The organism is Streptomyces sp. NPDC055025, assembly GCF_053608565.1.
In genome coordinates this window covers 73,028-86,918 of the sequence record NZ_JBSGVS010000001.1, presented here as the reverse complement: position 1 = coordinate 86,918, position 13,891 = coordinate 73,028, and the positions used below count along the sequence as shown (strand labels likewise).

The 13,891-nt window shown below is 68.7% G+C and carries 14 protein-coding genes; 9 read left to right on the top strand and 5 right to left on the bottom strand.

The annotated features are described in order from the left end of the window. Nucleotides 1-206: 206 nt before the first annotated feature. A complete protein-coding gene (locus tag ACWGDX_RS00395) occupies nucleotides 207-908 on the bottom strand; it encodes a GntR family transcriptional regulator (protein WP_453620703.1) in 702 nt (233 codons plus the stop codon). A 199-nt stretch (nucleotides 909-1,107) separates the two neighbouring features. On the opposite strand from ACWGDX_RS00395, the gene ACWGDX_RS00390 reads away from it, so the two are divergent. From ACWGDX_RS00390 to ACWGDX_RS00365, 6 genes are all read left to right on the top strand, one after another. Further along, nucleotides 1,108-1,719 carry a TetR/AcrR family transcriptional regulator gene (locus ACWGDX_RS00390; RefSeq protein ID WP_453620701.1) on the top strand — a complete coding sequence of 204 codons (612 nt, stop codon included), beginning with the start codon at nucleotides 1,108-1,110 and terminating at the stop codon, nucleotides 1,717-1,719. 42 nt (nucleotides 1,720-1,761) lie between these two features. Continuing rightward, nucleotides 1,762-2,862, top strand: coding sequence for a hypothetical protein (locus ACWGDX_RS00385; RefSeq protein ID WP_453620699.1), 1,101 nt, complete (start codon nucleotides 1,762-1,764; stop codon nucleotides 2,860-2,862). Between the two features lie 38 nt (nucleotides 2,863-2,900). Next, nucleotides 2,901-4,073, top strand: a complete 1,173-nt coding sequence (locus tag ACWGDX_RS00380) for a DUF5624 domain-containing protein (protein WP_453620697.1) — start codon at nucleotides 2,901-2,903, stop codon at nucleotides 4,071-4,073. A gap of 74 nt (nucleotides 4,074-4,147) precedes the next feature. Beyond that, nucleotides 4,148-4,993 carry an alpha/beta fold hydrolase gene (locus ACWGDX_RS00375; RefSeq protein WP_453620695.1) on the top strand — a complete coding sequence of 282 codons (846 nt, stop codon included), beginning with the start codon at nucleotides 4,148-4,150 and terminating at the stop codon, nucleotides 4,991-4,993. 287 nt (nucleotides 4,994-5,280) lie between these two features. Beyond that, nucleotides 5,281-7,176: a WD40 repeat domain-containing serine/threonine protein kinase gene (locus ACWGDX_RS00370; RefSeq protein ID WP_453620693.1), complete on the top strand. Its 1,896-nt coding sequence runs from the start codon at nucleotides 5,281-5,283 to the stop codon at nucleotides 7,174-7,176. A gap of 398 nt (nucleotides 7,177-7,574) precedes the next feature. Next, a complete protein-coding gene (locus ACWGDX_RS00365) occupies nucleotides 7,575-8,516 on the top strand; it encodes an NADP-dependent oxidoreductase (RefSeq protein WP_453621004.1) in 942 nt (313 codons plus the stop codon). A gap of 129 nt (nucleotides 8,517-8,645) precedes the next feature. Here the strand turns inward: ACWGDX_RS00365 and ACWGDX_RS00360 are convergent, their stop codons facing one another. Beyond that, on the bottom strand, nucleotides 8,646-9,278 hold the full coding sequence (locus ACWGDX_RS00360; protein ID WP_453620691.1) for a TetR/AcrR family transcriptional regulator: 633 nt from the start codon (nucleotides 9,276-9,278) through the stop codon (nucleotides 8,646-8,648). A gap of 53 nt (nucleotides 9,279-9,331) precedes the next feature. On the opposite strand from ACWGDX_RS00360, the gene ACWGDX_RS00355 reads away from it, so the two are divergent. Then, on the top strand, nucleotides 9,332-10,096 hold the full coding sequence (locus tag ACWGDX_RS00355) for an SDR family NAD(P)-dependent oxidoreductase (protein WP_453620689.1): 765 nt from the start codon (nucleotides 9,332-9,334) through the stop codon (nucleotides 10,094-10,096). Between the two features lie 196 nt (nucleotides 10,097-10,292). On the opposite strand, the gene ACWGDX_RS00350 is transcribed toward ACWGDX_RS00355, so the two are convergent. The 3 genes from ACWGDX_RS00350 to ACWGDX_RS00340 all read right to left on the bottom strand — a co-directional run bounded on the left by ACWGDX_RS00350 (nucleotide 10,293) and on the right by ACWGDX_RS00340 (nucleotide 12,734). Further along, entirely contained in the window at nucleotides 10,293-10,937 is a 645-nt protein-coding gene (locus tag ACWGDX_RS00350) for a hypothetical protein (RefSeq protein WP_453621002.1), read from the bottom strand. 253 nt (nucleotides 10,938-11,190) lie between these two features. After that, nucleotides 11,191-11,751: an SMI1/KNR4 family protein gene (locus ACWGDX_RS00345; RefSeq protein ID WP_453620687.1), complete on the bottom strand. Its 561-nt coding sequence runs from the start codon at nucleotides 11,749-11,751 to the stop codon at nucleotides 11,191-11,193. A 248-nt stretch (nucleotides 11,752-11,999) separates the two neighbouring features. Beyond that, the gene (locus tag ACWGDX_RS00340; protein ID WP_453620685.1) at nucleotides 12,000-12,734 is read right to left on the bottom strand and encodes an alpha/beta fold hydrolase; all 735 of its coding nucleotides are present in this window, start codon (nucleotides 12,732-12,734) and stop codon (nucleotides 12,000-12,002) included. 191 nt (nucleotides 12,735-12,925) lie between these two features. Here ACWGDX_RS00340 and ACWGDX_RS00335 point away from each other — a divergent pair, with 191 nt between their 5' ends. After that, on the top strand, nucleotides 12,926-13,129 hold the full coding sequence (locus ACWGDX_RS00335; protein WP_453620683.1) for a hypothetical protein: 204 nt from the start codon (nucleotides 12,926-12,928) through the stop codon (nucleotides 13,127-13,129). Between the two features lie 16 nt (nucleotides 13,130-13,145). Then, nucleotides 13,146-13,592: a winged helix-turn-helix transcriptional regulator gene (locus ACWGDX_RS00330; RefSeq protein WP_453620681.1), complete on the top strand. Its 447-nt coding sequence runs from the start codon at nucleotides 13,146-13,148 to the stop codon at nucleotides 13,590-13,592. The last annotated feature ends 299 nt before the right edge of the window (nucleotides 13,593-13,891 follow it).

Here is a 13,891-nt window from a genome sequence, read left to right as displayed (position 1 = left end):
GATGCCGGGGCCGGAGGCTCGTAACGCGGTGCCGTTGTGTGACCCCCCTGAGGTATGCGACGCGGGGACGGCTCCGTCTTTCTGCATGCCAGAAAGATCGTAGAGTATTAATGAGATGTCAATAGTGTCTTACAGATATATTTCATGGACCTCCGGACGGCCCCCTACGACCAGCACGTGGCCGGACTGCGTCCGCCCGGCTTCGGTCAGCGCCCGGCGAACGCCTCGACCATCGCGGTGGCCACTTCCGCGAGGTGCTCCGCCATAAGCCGCCGCGCCTCGTCCGCGTCGCCTCGGCGGAGGGCATCCAGCAGATCGCGATGCGCGTCCAGTTCGATCGTCGACGTGATGTGGGGTTCGGCCCTGGGCATGAGGTGGTGCAGTCGGCGGACCTCGTCCAGCTGCCGAGCCAGCACCACAAGCACGCGCCGGTTGCCCGCGAGCGCGGCAAGTTCGAGATGGAACGCGCGGGCGACCCTCAGCGCGGACGCGACCTCCTCGCCCGCGTCCGACTGCTCGACGCACAGGCCGGACAACCGCTCCAGCGCCGCCTCCGAGCACCGTGTCGCCGCCAGCGCCGCCAGGTCCGGCTCGATCAGCCGGCGGATCTCGAAGATCTCACGGATGTCGGCCAGGTGAACGGGGCGGACCAGGTATCCCTTGCGGGGTATGACCGTGACCCAGTCGTCCTGTGCGAGCAGGCGCAGCGCTTCTCGCACAGGCGTCTTGGAGACGCCGTAGCGCTCCGCCAGCTCGGGCTCCATCAGCACGTCCCCGGGCCGGCACCGGGCCTCCAAGATGTCCTCCCTGAGCTGCTCGCAGACCTGGTCGGTGAGCGAGAGCCTCCTGTCGGCCGGGCCCGCGTGGGGGTGGACCGCCTTGGTGATCTCCCGGTGTTGGTCTGTCATGCCTCCACCTTAGAGATACGTCAAAAATATGAGTGGAAGCCAAGCGGAATCTCATGCGGACGACCTTCGATCCCTGAGCGTCGCCCACCATCACCGTGAGATCCAGCCCCCTCGCCACTCGGACCCCCACAGGCGACTTGACACGTCCAGTCACAATGATGAAGATGAATTCAGATTCACTAACGAAAGCGGGGACGCGGTGACTGAGTGGACAGCGCGAGGACGACGTTCCGCCGAGGAACTGAAGGCGGCGGCCCTTCGAGTGATCGCCCGCCAGGGCTATCCGGCCACGAAGATCACCGACATCACGGCTGAGGCCGGCAAGTCGGCCGGTGTGTTCTACCGGTACTTCACCGACAAGGACGACCTCATGCGCTCCGTCGCCGAGGACTTCGCCGGCGCCCTGCGCGACCGGGTGAGCAGCGGCCTCGGGGAACGGCACACGATGCGCGACGAGCACGACGTGGCGGAACACGTGCGCGCGTACTGGGACATCTACCGGACCTTCCAGGGCCAGATGACCGGCATCTACGAGGCGTCGCTCATGAGCGTCGAGTTCTCGTCGTACTGGACACGGCTGCACGAGCGCCATGTGGCCACATGGGCCGCCCATCTGGCGGAGGCATGGAGCGTGGAAGCCTCGGACAAGGAATGCGTCCTGGCAGCGCGCGCCCTGGTCTGCATGCTGGAGCACTACTGCCGTACGACGCTGCCGTCCCTCCCGGACCACGCCGACGACGAGGTGCACGTGCGGACGCTCACCCGGCTCGCCGCACACGGCATCCTCCACGGGCGCGCGCACGACGAGTGAATCCGACCGATCCGATCAGCACCTCCCCCAGGAGGACCCCTCATGAAGTTCACCCCACTCACCCACCTGACGGAGATCCAGTCGATCCCCACCTCGGGGGCCAGGGCCGTGGAGCCGTTCGAACTCGACGGCATGCGCCTGCTGGCAATCCCCCAGCTGGCGTACGACGTGCCCGGCGGCAGGATCGACATGAACGGCGGTGACAGCGACACCGACCTGCTCCTGATGCGCCGAGGCGACAAGGAGTACGAACCCTTCCAGCGCATCCCCGCACCCGGCGGTGAGGACGCGGAGTTCTTCCGCATCGGCGAGCGGGCGTTCCTTGCCGTGGCGAGCATCCGCCACGGCAAGGGCCCCTACGCATACACGACCGACTCCCGCGTCCTGGAATGGGACGGCGAGACCTTCGGGCCGTTCCAGTCCTTCCGCGGCTTCGCCGCCAAGCAGTGGAAGCACTTCGCCATCGGGGAGCGGCACTTCCTCGCCCTGGCCCAGGGTGTCGTCGTCCCCGGTCACGAGGCCGACAACCGGCCCTCACAGATCTACACCTGGGACGGCGAGCGCTTCGTCCATCTCCAGGACGTCGACTCCCTGTGGGGTTACAACTGGCACGCCTTCACACTCGACGGCAACCACTTCCTGGCGTACGCCGACCATGTGCGGCCGTCGGTCCTCCTGCGCTGGAACGGCGAGCGGTTCGAGCCCTACCAGGAGCTCGCCGACCGTCACGGCCGGGCCTTCGCCGACTTCACCGCCGACGGCACCACGTACTTGCTCGTCGCCCGGCTCCAGAGCCTGTCGCAGGTCCTGCGCTGGGACGGCAGGAAGTTCGTCGTCCACCAGACACTGCCGGGCCCCGGCGCCCGGGAGTTCGCCGTAGTGCACGGACAGGACGGCACGGTGTACGTCGTGCGCGTCAACTTCGTCCTGGGTACTCCGGCCGACCCGACGACCGCGCTCAACTCGGCCGTCTACCAGTGGCACAACAACGAGCTGACTCTCGTCGAGACGTTCGCCACGACCGGCGCGACGGACGTGGCGGTGATCCCGCAAGAGCACGACCTGCTGCTGGCCGTGTGCAACAGCCTGACCGCGGACATCCGCTTCGCCGGCCGCACCGTCCTGTACCGCTTCACCCGCTGACCTCCTCACACCCCCACCGCACCACGGGAAAGAGCACCATGGCCCCCTACGAAAGCCCCGAGCTCATCGACCTGTTCACCACCTACACGGCCGGCCCCCACAGCATCGGCTCCCGCCTGACCGCCACCGCGGCCCAGGACCAGGCCGACGCCCCCCTCGTCGTCGCCACCGGCGCCGACTTCGCGCTCTACCCGGGCAACGGAAAGCCGCCCACCGTCGAAGGCTTCCGCTTCTCCACCCGCGGCTTCAAGGAACTGGCCGGCATCTCCCACCTCGGCCCCGCGGTCGCCACGCTGGTCCAGTTGCGCGAGAAGTACCACTCCCCCGCCTGGCGCACGGAGGCGGAGCGGCTCCTCAACGAGGTGGAACGCAGCCGCCGGGCCAACAGCGCCGCCCTGTGGCGCGACACCATCGCGGTGGAGGCGTACCGGGGACGTGAGCGGTCCATCGCCGACATGGCCGATCACACCTTCGCGCTCACCGCCCGCTACCTGCGGGCCGGACTGGCCGACGAAGAGGCGTTCAGCTCCGCCACTCTGTGCGGCGAGTACCTCGCCGCCGGGGAGAAGGAGGGGCACGGTTCCATCGACCGGATGATGGTCGCCACCTTCTTCCTCACCGGCCTGGACATCTCACACCGCATCCTGCGCTGGTTCGGCTCGCACGACATCGACTGGGACCGGGCCATGGTGGTGATCGCCGGCAAGCAGGGGCGGCCGACCTCCGGCGTCACCTGGAACACCTCCAGCGTCGCCACCATGATCCTCGGCGCCTCGGGCTACCGCCTTCCCATGGAGCGCCTCTACATGGCCCCGCACGCCCCCACCTTCGCGACTCCGCTGGACGGCGACCTGTCGGAGGTCATCGCCCTGGAAGAGCCCCTGCGGCGCATCTGGTCCAACACCCGTGCCACCGTCGAACTCGGGGAGCTGATGTTCCCCGGGCTCCCCCGCTACGCGCACGGCGTGGTCGAGGTCCCCGATCTGGACGACCACTCGGTCACCGAGATCAGCGAGATGCCCGTCATCCACGGTTCGGACGACTGGCGGTCGATGACCACGCGTCTGCGCATGGTGCTCGAGGACCCCCGCCAGCTGCTGTCCGGCTGCGTCACCGACTACGCCGTCAGCCAGCTGGTCGCCGCCGGCAACGACCCGGCCAGGATCATCGTGCCCGGCCTGGACGGTGTGCTCTACCCCCGCCTGCCCTGAACCGCCCAGGCACGCGGGCAGCCCGATCGCCGCCGCGCCGCCTTCCCCCACCCCGTCTGGAGCACACGACACCCATGCCTCCCCTTTCCTTCGATCAGGCCCGCCACCTCGATGTGGACGGCGGCCGGATCGCCTACTACGAGACAGGCACCGGAGACCAGACCATCGTCTGGGTCCATGGCCTCCCCCTCGACTCCCGCTCCTGGGAAGCTCAGCGGGCACACTTCGACGCGCGATACCGCAATGTCTTCCTGGACCTGCGCGGCTACGGCGCGTCCGACAAGCTCCCCCCTGAACCGCGCGGCGGTGTCACCGCCCTCTACACCTCCGACCTCGCCGCCCTGATCACCTATCTGCGCCTGGAGAAGCCGACCGTCGTGGGCTTCGCCTCGGCCGGACACGTGACCCTTCACTTCGCCGCCCGGCACCCACAGCTGCTCGGCAAGCTCGTCGTCATCAACGGCTCCCCCCGGTTCCGCCGCGGTGACGACTGGCCGTACGGCTTCACCGACACCGGTATCGCCCACTTCACCGACGCCGCACGTGACAACGGCATCAAGGGCATCACCGACGCCGTACTGCGGCCCGACCTCGTCTTCGCCGACGTCGACGCCGCCCGTGCCGCCGAACTGGACACCTGGTTCCGCGAGATGAGCTACAACGCGGGCGTGGAGACGCTCCTCGGGTTCTTCGACGACATCTCCCTGGACGACGACCGGTCGCTCATGGCCGACATCAACGCGCCGACCCTCCTGATGACCAGCACCATCGGCCAGGAGGTGCCCACCGGGGTCTCGCTGTACCTGCGCACCACCCTTCCCAGGGCCAGGCTGGCAGAACTTCCCGGCGTCGACCACTTCGCCTTCGCCACCCGGCCGGCGCTGGTCAACGCCTTGATCGACGCCTTCTTGGACGACTGAGAGGTCGGTTCGTGAGTTGAACCTGCTGCTCGAACCACTCGCCCGGGGCGCCGGGCCGAGCCAGAGCGCTCCGGAGTTCCCGGCCGCACCGTACGACGTGGCGCTCGGAGCAGTGTCGGGCAGAGCCCCGGCCCTCGGTCAACTCCGTTGCGAGCAAGGGCTTTTGACTTGCCGTACGGGTTCGTCCGCGCGCCGGGGCGAGACGTCCCGTGCTCCTCTCCCCCCGGCCCCCTCGCGAGCCTATGATCGCTGCTGAATCACAACAGCCTGGGGGAGGTGGCATCGCTGTGCCGGATCAGATACTCGCCGGCCGGTACCGGTTGGTCCGGCAACTGGGCGAAGGCGGCATGGGGGAGGTGTGGGAGGCGCGGGACGAGGTGCTGGGACGGCTCGTCGCGGTCAAGGTGATCTCGATGCTGGCCGGGGGCGGGAGCAGGGGCGGCGAGGCGCGTGCCAGGTTCCTGCGCGAAGCGCGGATCACCGCCGCCCTCCAGCATCTCAACATCGTGACGATCCATGATCTCGGTGAGACGGAGAGCGACGACGGTGTGGCGCCGTTCCTGGTGATGGAACTGCTCCGTGGCGAAGGGCTCGACGCGGTGATGCGCCGTCGCCGTATCTCCCTGCGGGACGCAGCGCGGTGGGGCGCGGAGATGTGCGACGGGCTCGCCGAGGCGCACGCGGCCGGGATTCTGCACCGGGACATCAAGCCCGCCAACGTCGTCGTCACCGCCTCGGGCACTGTGAAAATCCTCGACTTCGGTATCGCGCGGGCGGCCGATCCGTCCGTGGGAGACCGCCGTCTCACCCAGACCGGCTTCATCGTGGGCACGCCCCAGTACATGGCGCCCGAACAGGCCCGCGGCCACGCGGAACAGAGCAGCGACCTCTACGCGCTCGGCTGTGTGCTCTTCGAGATGATCACCGGCCGGTTGCCGTTCCGGACGCCTGACACGATGAGCTGCCTCGCGGCCCATCTCACACAGGAACCGCCCGCCCCCAGTTCGATCGCGGAAGGAATCCCGCCCATATGGGATGAAGTCGTGCTGACTCTCCTGGAGAAGGATCCCGGCCGGCGGTACGCGTCGGCCGCCGACCTCTCCCGGGCACTGCGGCCGCTCGCTCACGGGTCCGGTCCCACACCGACGGTGGTGGACCCCACCGGGCAGCCGGGCCGGGGCGACGCCCGGACACGTACCGCGCCGGAGTCCCCGCCCCCTCCGCCGATGACCACGCGACGCCTGACAGGTCCTCACCGTGAGCCGTCGGGAGAGTTCACTCCGAGCCACCGGATGACCATGACGGTGGACCAACCGGTCGTCTCGGTCGCCTTCTGCCCAGGCCGCGACTGGATCGTGCTCGGTCTGCACGGCGGGGCCGTCGTCGTCGCCGACCTGCGGGGACGCGAGCGGTACCGGCTCGACCACCGCAGTGGCTGGACGGAGATAGCCATGGCCAACGTGGGGGTGCACCCGGACGGAACCCGACTCGCCACGGCCAGGAAACGGGACAAGTCGCTGCGGATCTGGGACGTCGCCACCGGAAACGAGCTGCAGCGGTTCCCGATCGATGCGAGCACGTATGCCACGGTCTTCAGCCCCGACGGACATCGGATCGCCACCGCGGGTGGCGGCTGGGCGCGGCTGTGGGACGCGCACACGGGACAGCTCCTCGCCAGGACCCGCGGCAGGTCAAGAAACCCGACGGGGGTCGCGTTCAGCCCGGACAGCAGGCGGCTGGCGGTCTCGGGACGCGGAACGGTGTCGATCACCGACGCGGCCGACGGCGAAGGGCTTCTCGACATCTCGCTCGACAACGCCAGGGCGGCGGAGGGCAACGTGTCCTTCAGCCCCGACGGGCGCAGACTGGCGATCCCGGTCCTCATGGGCAGTCCGCCGAAGCTGGGCCTGCACATCGTGGACTCCTTCAGCGGGAGCAAACTCGTCGAGATTCCCTCCGACATCCCCCAGCCCTTGCTCTCCACGTCCGTAGCGTTCGGCCCTCGCGGCGACATGGTCGCGGCCACCCCCAACAGCGAGGCACTCGTATGGGACGCCGTCGCCGGCAAGCTCCTGCTGCGGGTCACCCGCCCCAAGACCGTCTACAACGCGGCCTTCAGCCCCGACGGCACCATGGTCGCAACCTCCAGCATGGACAAGACCGTTCAGATCTGGAACCTCTGATCACCGGACGGGGCAGGGTGGGCCCCTGTTCGCGGCGGAAGCGACCGGAAGGACCTCTGCCGGTCATCGCCGAGGGCTGCGATCAGCGTGGTCGCCTCGTAGCGGTGAACCTGTTCTCCAACTCTGGCGCTGATGGCGCTGATGGCGCTGTCGGTGCGGGGCCCTATCCTCCGGGGAGGTCACAGATAGCATAGGAGTCGCACGATGCAGATCGCGGGTATCGACCTGTACGTGAATCACCCGGTGATGGCCGTCGGATCGACCGAGTGGATCCCCACGACACTCGCTCTCAACAACGAGCCCGCCGCCGCCCCGCGCCGACGACATCGCTGCCCCCGCTCTCGTCCCCCGAGCACGCAGCAAGCACGACACCTCCTCGGTTTGGATCGGAGCGAATGATGAAGGCAGTCCGTTTCAGCCGGTTCGGGGGCCCGGAGGTTCTGGAGATCGTGGATCTCCCCGATCCGCATCCGGGTCCCGGCCGGATCCGGATCGCGGTGCGCGCGGCCGGCGTCAACCCGAGCGACTGGAAGAAGCGCGAGGGCCTGATGGACGAGGAGCTCCCGCAGACCATGGGCCATGAAGCGGCGGGCATCGTCGACGAGCTCGGCGAGGGCGTCACGGACGTGGCCGTCGGCGACCGCGTGTTCGGCTTCTCCGACGAGGGGGCCGCCCAGGCCGAGCTGGCGGTGCTGTCGTCCTACGCGCCGATCCCGCCGTCGCTCGACTTCCCGGGCGCCGCCGCGCTGCCGACCGCCATTGAGACGGCCACGCGCGCACTCGACCAGCTCGGCGTCGCCGGCGGAAGCACGCTGCTCATCAACGGCGCCTCCGGAAACGTCGGCAGCGCCGCCGTTCAACTCGCCGTGGTACGCGGCGCGCGGCGCGTGATCGGTACCGCCAGTCCCGCGAACCACGAATACCTGCGCTCACTGGGCGCCGAGCCCGTCGCCTACGGTGAGGGCCTCGTCGAGCGGGTTCGCGCGCTCGCTCCCGGCGGTCTCGACCTCGCGCTCGACGTCGCCGGCAGCGGCGTCCTGCCCGAACTCATCGAGCTCACCGGTGGCCCGCAGCACGTCCTGACGGTCGCCGACTTCGCCGGCGCGCAGGAGCACGGGGTGGTGTTCAGCCGAGGGGACACCGGCCGCGCGCTCCACGCACTCGCCGAGATCGGCGACCTGGTCGAGGCCGGACGCTTCTCGCTCCCTGCCGCCCAGACCTTCCCGCTCGCCGAGATCGTCCAGGCGCACCGCGTCGGCGAGGACGGTCGCGTGCGCGGGAAGCTCGTGCTGCTGGTCGACCAGGGAAACGAACGAGACCGCGAAACCACTCCTGAGTAAGAAACCGGTGGAAGAGCCCCAGGATTGGCATAAGTGACAGCGGTCCAGCCCAGAGCGCTCGATGACCACTGCTCGTCGCAAGGTCGTCTGGCCGGGTCGGATCTGTCCTGACGCCGGGCATCGGCCGCCTCAGTCCCTCCGGCCGATGGCGACGACGTCTTCGCCGAAGGACGCGGCGAGCGCCCTCGCGATCAGTTCGGGCAGTTTCGTCCGCCCGTTGTCCTCGGCCCAGCGCGTCAGCGCCGTGTGCATCGCGGCCAGGCAAGCGCCGGTCGCCGCCTGGGCGCGGAACACGGCGTCGGGATCGGCCGCGTCGTCCCCGAGGGCGTCGACGATGGCCTGTTGCAGCGCGTACTGGCTGTCCAGGTGCCGGGCCCGCAGCGCGGGCGTCGAGACCATGAGCCGCAGGCAGTCCAGCAGGAACCGTTCGCTCGCCGCCGGTTCGTCCCCGTCGCGGCCGGTCAATACCGTGGCCGCGTCGACGAGTGCGCCGCCGACGCGGCGCACCAGGGGGTGCGACGCGGGCGATGCGGCGACCCGCTCGGCTATGAGCCGGGCGGGCTGGTCGATGAGGACGAGGTCCTCCTTGGTGGGAAAGTGCCGGAACACGGTCATCGCCGAGACGTCGGCGGCCTCGGCGACATCGGCCACCGTCACCGCGTCGTAGCCGCGGTCGGTGAACAGCCGCACCGCGTGCGCCTGGATCACGCGCCGCGTCTCGGATCGCTGTCGCTCCCGCAGGGTTGGTCGCCGCTCACTCATATAGTAGACACTACCATGATGTTAGCGACTAACACATGGATGGGGTGGACGGCATGAGCGATCCGGTCGGCAAGACGGCTCTCGTGACGGGTGCGTCGCGTGGCATCGGGCAGGCGATCGCGGCCCGGCTCGCGGCCGAAGGGGCCATGGTCATCGTGCACTTCGGCACGGACGAGAGCGGGGCGGCGGCGACGGTCGAGGGGATAGAACGCGCCGGTGGAACGGCCCTCGCCGTCCGGGCCGAACTGGGCGTGGACGGTGACGTCGAGACGCTCCTCGCCGGTGTCGAGGCCGGCTTGGCCGGTCGGCCGCTCGACATCCTCGTCAACAACGCCGCGGCCTCGCCGACCGGCCCGCTGGGCGCAACGACCCGGGCGGACTTCGACCACCTGTTCGCGGTGAACGTGCGAGCGCCGTACTTCATCATCGAGCACGCGCTGCCGCTGCTGCGCGACGGCGGCCGGATCATCACGATCTCGTCGGTGGCGACCCGGATGGCCAACCCGGCCCAGACGGCGTTCGCCATGACGAAGGCCGCGGTCGAAACAATGAGCAGGACCCTGGCCAACCAGCTCGGGCCCCGAGGGATCACGGTGAACGCGGTCGCTCCCGGTGCCACCAGGACGGCGACCAACGGAGCCGTTTTCGACGTGCCGGGCCTCACCGAACGGATCGCCGGGATGACGGCGCTCGACCGGCTGGGCGGGCCCGGCGATGTCGCCGACGTGGTCGCCTTCCTCGCCTCCGACGCCGCCCGCTGGATCACCGGCCAGATCATCGACGCGAGCGGTGGCCTGTTCCTCGGTCCACGCGTCTGAAGGCCGAGGCGGACGGAGCGATAGGGGCAAGGAGTGAGGGGACCGCCGGGACGGTGGTGAGCGCCACCACCGCCTGGACTCCCGTATGCCCGGAGCTTTGATCGATCTCCAGTTGCAGACCGGCAACTGGGCCCGTTCGAGTTACGAGCGACCGCGCACGGTGGCGAACCGGGCGAACGCCTCCTGACGCGACCCCTCAGCGATCGAACCAGAACGCGTGTTCAGGCAGACCGTCGTAGACATGAGCCCGCAGGAATGCGGGTCTGGCGAAGTTGTCGGCCTCGCCACGATAGACCGCTACCAGTGAGTTCGGCCCGCGCCACCAGGTGTCAGCCATACCGGCCACCAATGTCACCGGCTCCAAGTCGTCGAGATCAAGGCTTTCCACAGCGTCTCCCGACACCTTGGTGATCTGCCTTGCCCACAGCCCGGCATGGTGGGCAAGAGCCACAGACTCGACCCACCCCTCGATATTGGCATGCAACGGGGTCCACCGATCGCCGTGGATCCCGAACTCGCCATCAGGGCCGATCCGGAAGCTGAACGGGACGGAACAGCGCTGGTCCCCGGCCGTGAACCACCAGCCCTCCTCCGCCGAGCCTTCAGGAGTGTCGACACTGAGCACGCGAGGCCCGCCTTCGTACCGGGGCGCCGGAGGCAGCACAAGCCCGCCCCAACACGCCTCGTACTTCGCCGCCCGGTCGATGACCTCCACAGGAATGCCCAGGTCCAGCCACTTCGCCCGGTAGCGTTCCACGGGCAGCCGCTCTACGCGGATGCCGTTGATGTGAAGAAAAGAGGCGGCCATCCGGCTCAGCCCGTCGGGCACATCGTTGACCATGTAGTTCACACGGCGCAGCCTAATGCGCGCCCGGAACCGGGCAAATGCCTGGCTCGCCCCCAGCGAAACAGGGCGAACGTTGCCTGCTCCGGCGGCTAGGTCATCGCCTTGGCGAACCGCGTGGTCAGCCGGTGGTGCAGCCGCGCAGTATCCGTCCAGGCTACGTAACGGGAGGCGGTCCGGGTGCCGGGGCGCCCCGTGTGGCGGACCGGACAAGTCGCTTCTGTGCCGCACCCGTAGAGAGTCACGCGGGTCACGCGGCGTCATACCAGGGCTTGTTCGCTGCCCAATGCTGGACCCAGCCGGCAAAACCAGGCTCAGCGGTGGTGAACCCGAACTGCTCGCCGAAGGGGACGGCACCGACGTCAGTGATCAGCCAGACGTGCCCTCGGTGAGGTCCGGCGACGACGAGATGCCAGTTCATCGCGCACCCGTCGGTGCCGAGCACGATCGTGCCGTGGTGGTAGACCTGCTCAAGGATCTCGTCGGCGTCCTCGGCCTGGTCCGGGTCTTCCTCCCACATCCATGCCGCCGCCAGCGGGAACGGCCTACTCAGGTCGCGTTCCCGCTCGTCATCACCCCAGTCGCCGGGCAGCTCCGCCACCGGCAACAGGCCGTACTCGGGTGGCCCGGAGTACGAACCGTCCGTTATCTCAGCGACGAAGGTCCGATACGGCTCGGGCAGCACGATTCCGTGCTCTGCCTCGAAGGCGTGGACTGCCTCCCAGCCAAGAGCCGACTCGCCTTCGTCATCGACGCGGAACGCCGCACGAAGCGCCGCCAGCTCGGCAGGGTCAGCCTGATCGATGTTCATGTGGCACAGATACCACCTCGCTGTGACAACGCACCGGGCGTGTCGGTACTCGGTCACGAACCCTGAGGAGTACCGCACGTCTCGAATGTCGCTCCCCGCCAGCCGCGCCGGCGGCTCGTCGTCGACCAGGCCGGAACGGGAGGCGCTGACACGGATCGCGAGCACGTGCCCCGCAGCAGACGTCGACTGCGAGCCCGCCCCCGTGACCGTCCGCCGCCTTCGGACCTGGTCGTGCTCCGCTTCCCGGGTCAGGCGTTTTCGAGCAGCAGGTCGCTCAGCTCCACCGGCTTGGTGATCATGGAGTCGTGACCGGTCTCCAGTTCGTAGACGCGAGACGGCTCGCCGTTCGGCTGGGTCTCCGGGATGGGCCGACGAGTGACACCCTCGGGCGCGCTGCCGACGCAGAGGATGTGAACCCGGGGGATCCGCGCCTGCGCTGGGTTGTCCATCTCGGCCGGCTGCTGGAAGCAGAGGACCGACTCATCTGCGAGTGTGGCCTTGAGCCAGGCGATGTCATCGGGGTCGGTGATGCCGAACAGGCCGAGCGGCGCGGGGAACTCCGGCAGCGGCGGAATGCGCCAGGGCTGGGCGCTGCCGGCGGCACCGTCGATCATGACCTGCGTGAGCGGCATGACATCGATGGCGTTCTCGCCGTGCGTCGGCACCATGGCGTCGATGTACACCAGGCGCGAGACGCGCTCGGGGACCCGGTTCGCCACGCTGGAGATGACCATTCCCGCATAGCTGTGTCCGACGAGGACGATGCCGTTCAGGTCGTGGTCGAGGATGAGGCCGACGATGTCGTCGACGTGGGTGGTGAGCCCGACCTCGGGGCTGAGCAGGTGTGCCTTGTCCCCGTGGCCGGTGAGGGACGGTGTGAAAACGCGGTGGCCCTGTGCGGTGAGCAGCGGGGCGACGCGGCTCCAGGACTGCCCGTCGTGCCAGGCGCCGTGGACGAGGACGTAGGTGGTCGGGTCGGACATGGCTGTTTCCTTAGCGTGGGAGTTGATCAAATGTCAGGTGGAGTTGCAGACCCGCATGCGCGCGTCGGACGCGAATTTCTCGATGGACCCCAGAACGGGACCCCGGAACGCTCGTGTGCGGCAGGTCACCGAGATCGACCTGTCCGATGAACCGGTTGGCCCGGTTGGCACCGGACAGTTCCCTCTGAATCATGAGCTTCTCGGTGGTCTCCTGGGCGCTGCCGACCATGAGGGCGCCGTCGGGACCGGCCGATGTCCACGGTCTCGCGGACTCGTTGCGAGCCGGCGTAACCGGGGACTACGTCGGTGCGGGAGAAGACGCCGAGCTCGACCTCGGCGCCCTTCGGAGTGGTGTGCTGCATGCCTTCGACGTTAGGCAGCCGACAGGTACCTGAAGGTACCCTTCGGCTCATGAGCCTCCGTCCCGGGACCGTCTTCCTCGCCGACTGCCCCGCCCGCCTGGCCATCGAGATCATTGCCAGCAAATGGGCCGTGGTCACGCTCTTCGCGCTGAGCGACGGTCCGCTGCGGCACGGCGAACTGGTCGAGCTGATCGGAGGCGTCTCGCGCAAAGTACTGACCCAGACACTGCGCCGCCTCCAGGACAACGGGCTCGTCGAGCGGCGCGCGTACGCCGAAGCGCCACCACGCGTGGAGTACAGCTTGACCGAGCTCGGGCGCACCCTTGAGGAGCCCATCACCAAGCTCACCGAATGGGCGAGATCCAACGGTGACGCGATCGTCGCCTTTCATGAGGCGGCTGAGGCAGCCGAGGCTGCTGAGGCGAAAAACACCCGGACCGCGCCCTTCGGTCAATCCGGCCGTTTGTCCGGTGTGGCGTCAACTGACGAGCGGTGAGTCCGGATTGAGACGTTGCCGCCGGGCCCGGCACCACGCCACATGCCAATGGAACACGGACGTCAACCCCGCGGGCCTTGCGCCGCTCGGTCCTCCCCAGCAGGTGAGCACGCCGCTCGCGCAGGCGGTGCCACCGGTCCAGGCCCGCGCCACTCCCGGTCGGCCAGGACCAGGGTTGCGGAGCGATGTGGGCCTCCAGCTTGTCGAAGGCGATCCGCTATCGGAGACGATCCGCTCGGGGTCGTCGGTCATTGGGCTTTGCCTCGCGGCCAGATGACTCCTTCCTCCGTGCGGATCGC

Bases quoted from the DNA above. Each gene is read 5' to 3' on its own strand.
- ACWGDX_RS00395 (WP_453620703.1), bottom strand. From the start codon at position 908: ATGACAGACCAACACCGGGAGATCACCAAGGCGGTCCACCCCCACGCG.
- ACWGDX_RS00385 (WP_453620699.1), top strand. From the start codon at position 1,762: ATGAAGTTCACCCCACTCACCCACCTGACGGAGATCCAGTCGATCCCC.
- ACWGDX_RS00380 (WP_453620697.1), top strand. From the start codon at position 2,901: ATGGCCCCCTACGAAAGCCCCGAGCTCATCGACCTGTTCACCACCTAC.
- ACWGDX_RS00375 (WP_453620695.1), top strand. From the start codon at position 4,148: ATGCCTCCCCTTTCCTTCGATCAGGCCCGCCACCTCGATGTGGACGGC.
- ACWGDX_RS00365 (WP_453621004.1), top strand. From the start codon at position 7,575: ATGAAGGCAGTCCGTTTCAGCCGGTTCGGGGGCCCGGAGGTTCTGGAG.
- ACWGDX_RS00360 (WP_453620691.1), bottom strand. From the start codon at position 9,278: ATGAGTGAGCGGCGACCAACCCTGCGGGAGCGACAGCGATCCGAGACG.
- ACWGDX_RS00355 (WP_453620689.1), top strand. From the start codon at position 9,332: ATGAGCGATCCGGTCGGCAAGACGGCTCTCGTGACGGGTGCGTCGCGT.
- ACWGDX_RS00350 (WP_453621002.1), bottom strand. From the start codon at position 10,937: ATGGTCAACGATGTGCCCGACGGGCTGAGCCGGATGGCCGCCTCTTTT.
- ACWGDX_RS00345 (WP_453620687.1), bottom strand. From the start codon at position 11,751: ATGAACATCGATCAGGCTGACCCTGCCGAGCTGGCGGCGCTTCGTGCG.
- ACWGDX_RS00340 (WP_453620685.1), bottom strand. From the start codon at position 12,734: ATGTCCGACCCGACCACCTACGTCCTCGTCCACGGCGCCTGGCACGAC.
- ACWGDX_RS00335 (WP_453620683.1), top strand. From the start codon at position 12,926: ATGAGCTTCTCGGTGGTCTCCTGGGCGCTGCCGACCATGAGGGCGCCG.
- ACWGDX_RS00330 (WP_453620681.1), top strand. From the start codon at position 13,146: ATGAGCCTCCGTCCCGGGACCGTCTTCCTCGCCGACTGCCCCGCCCGC.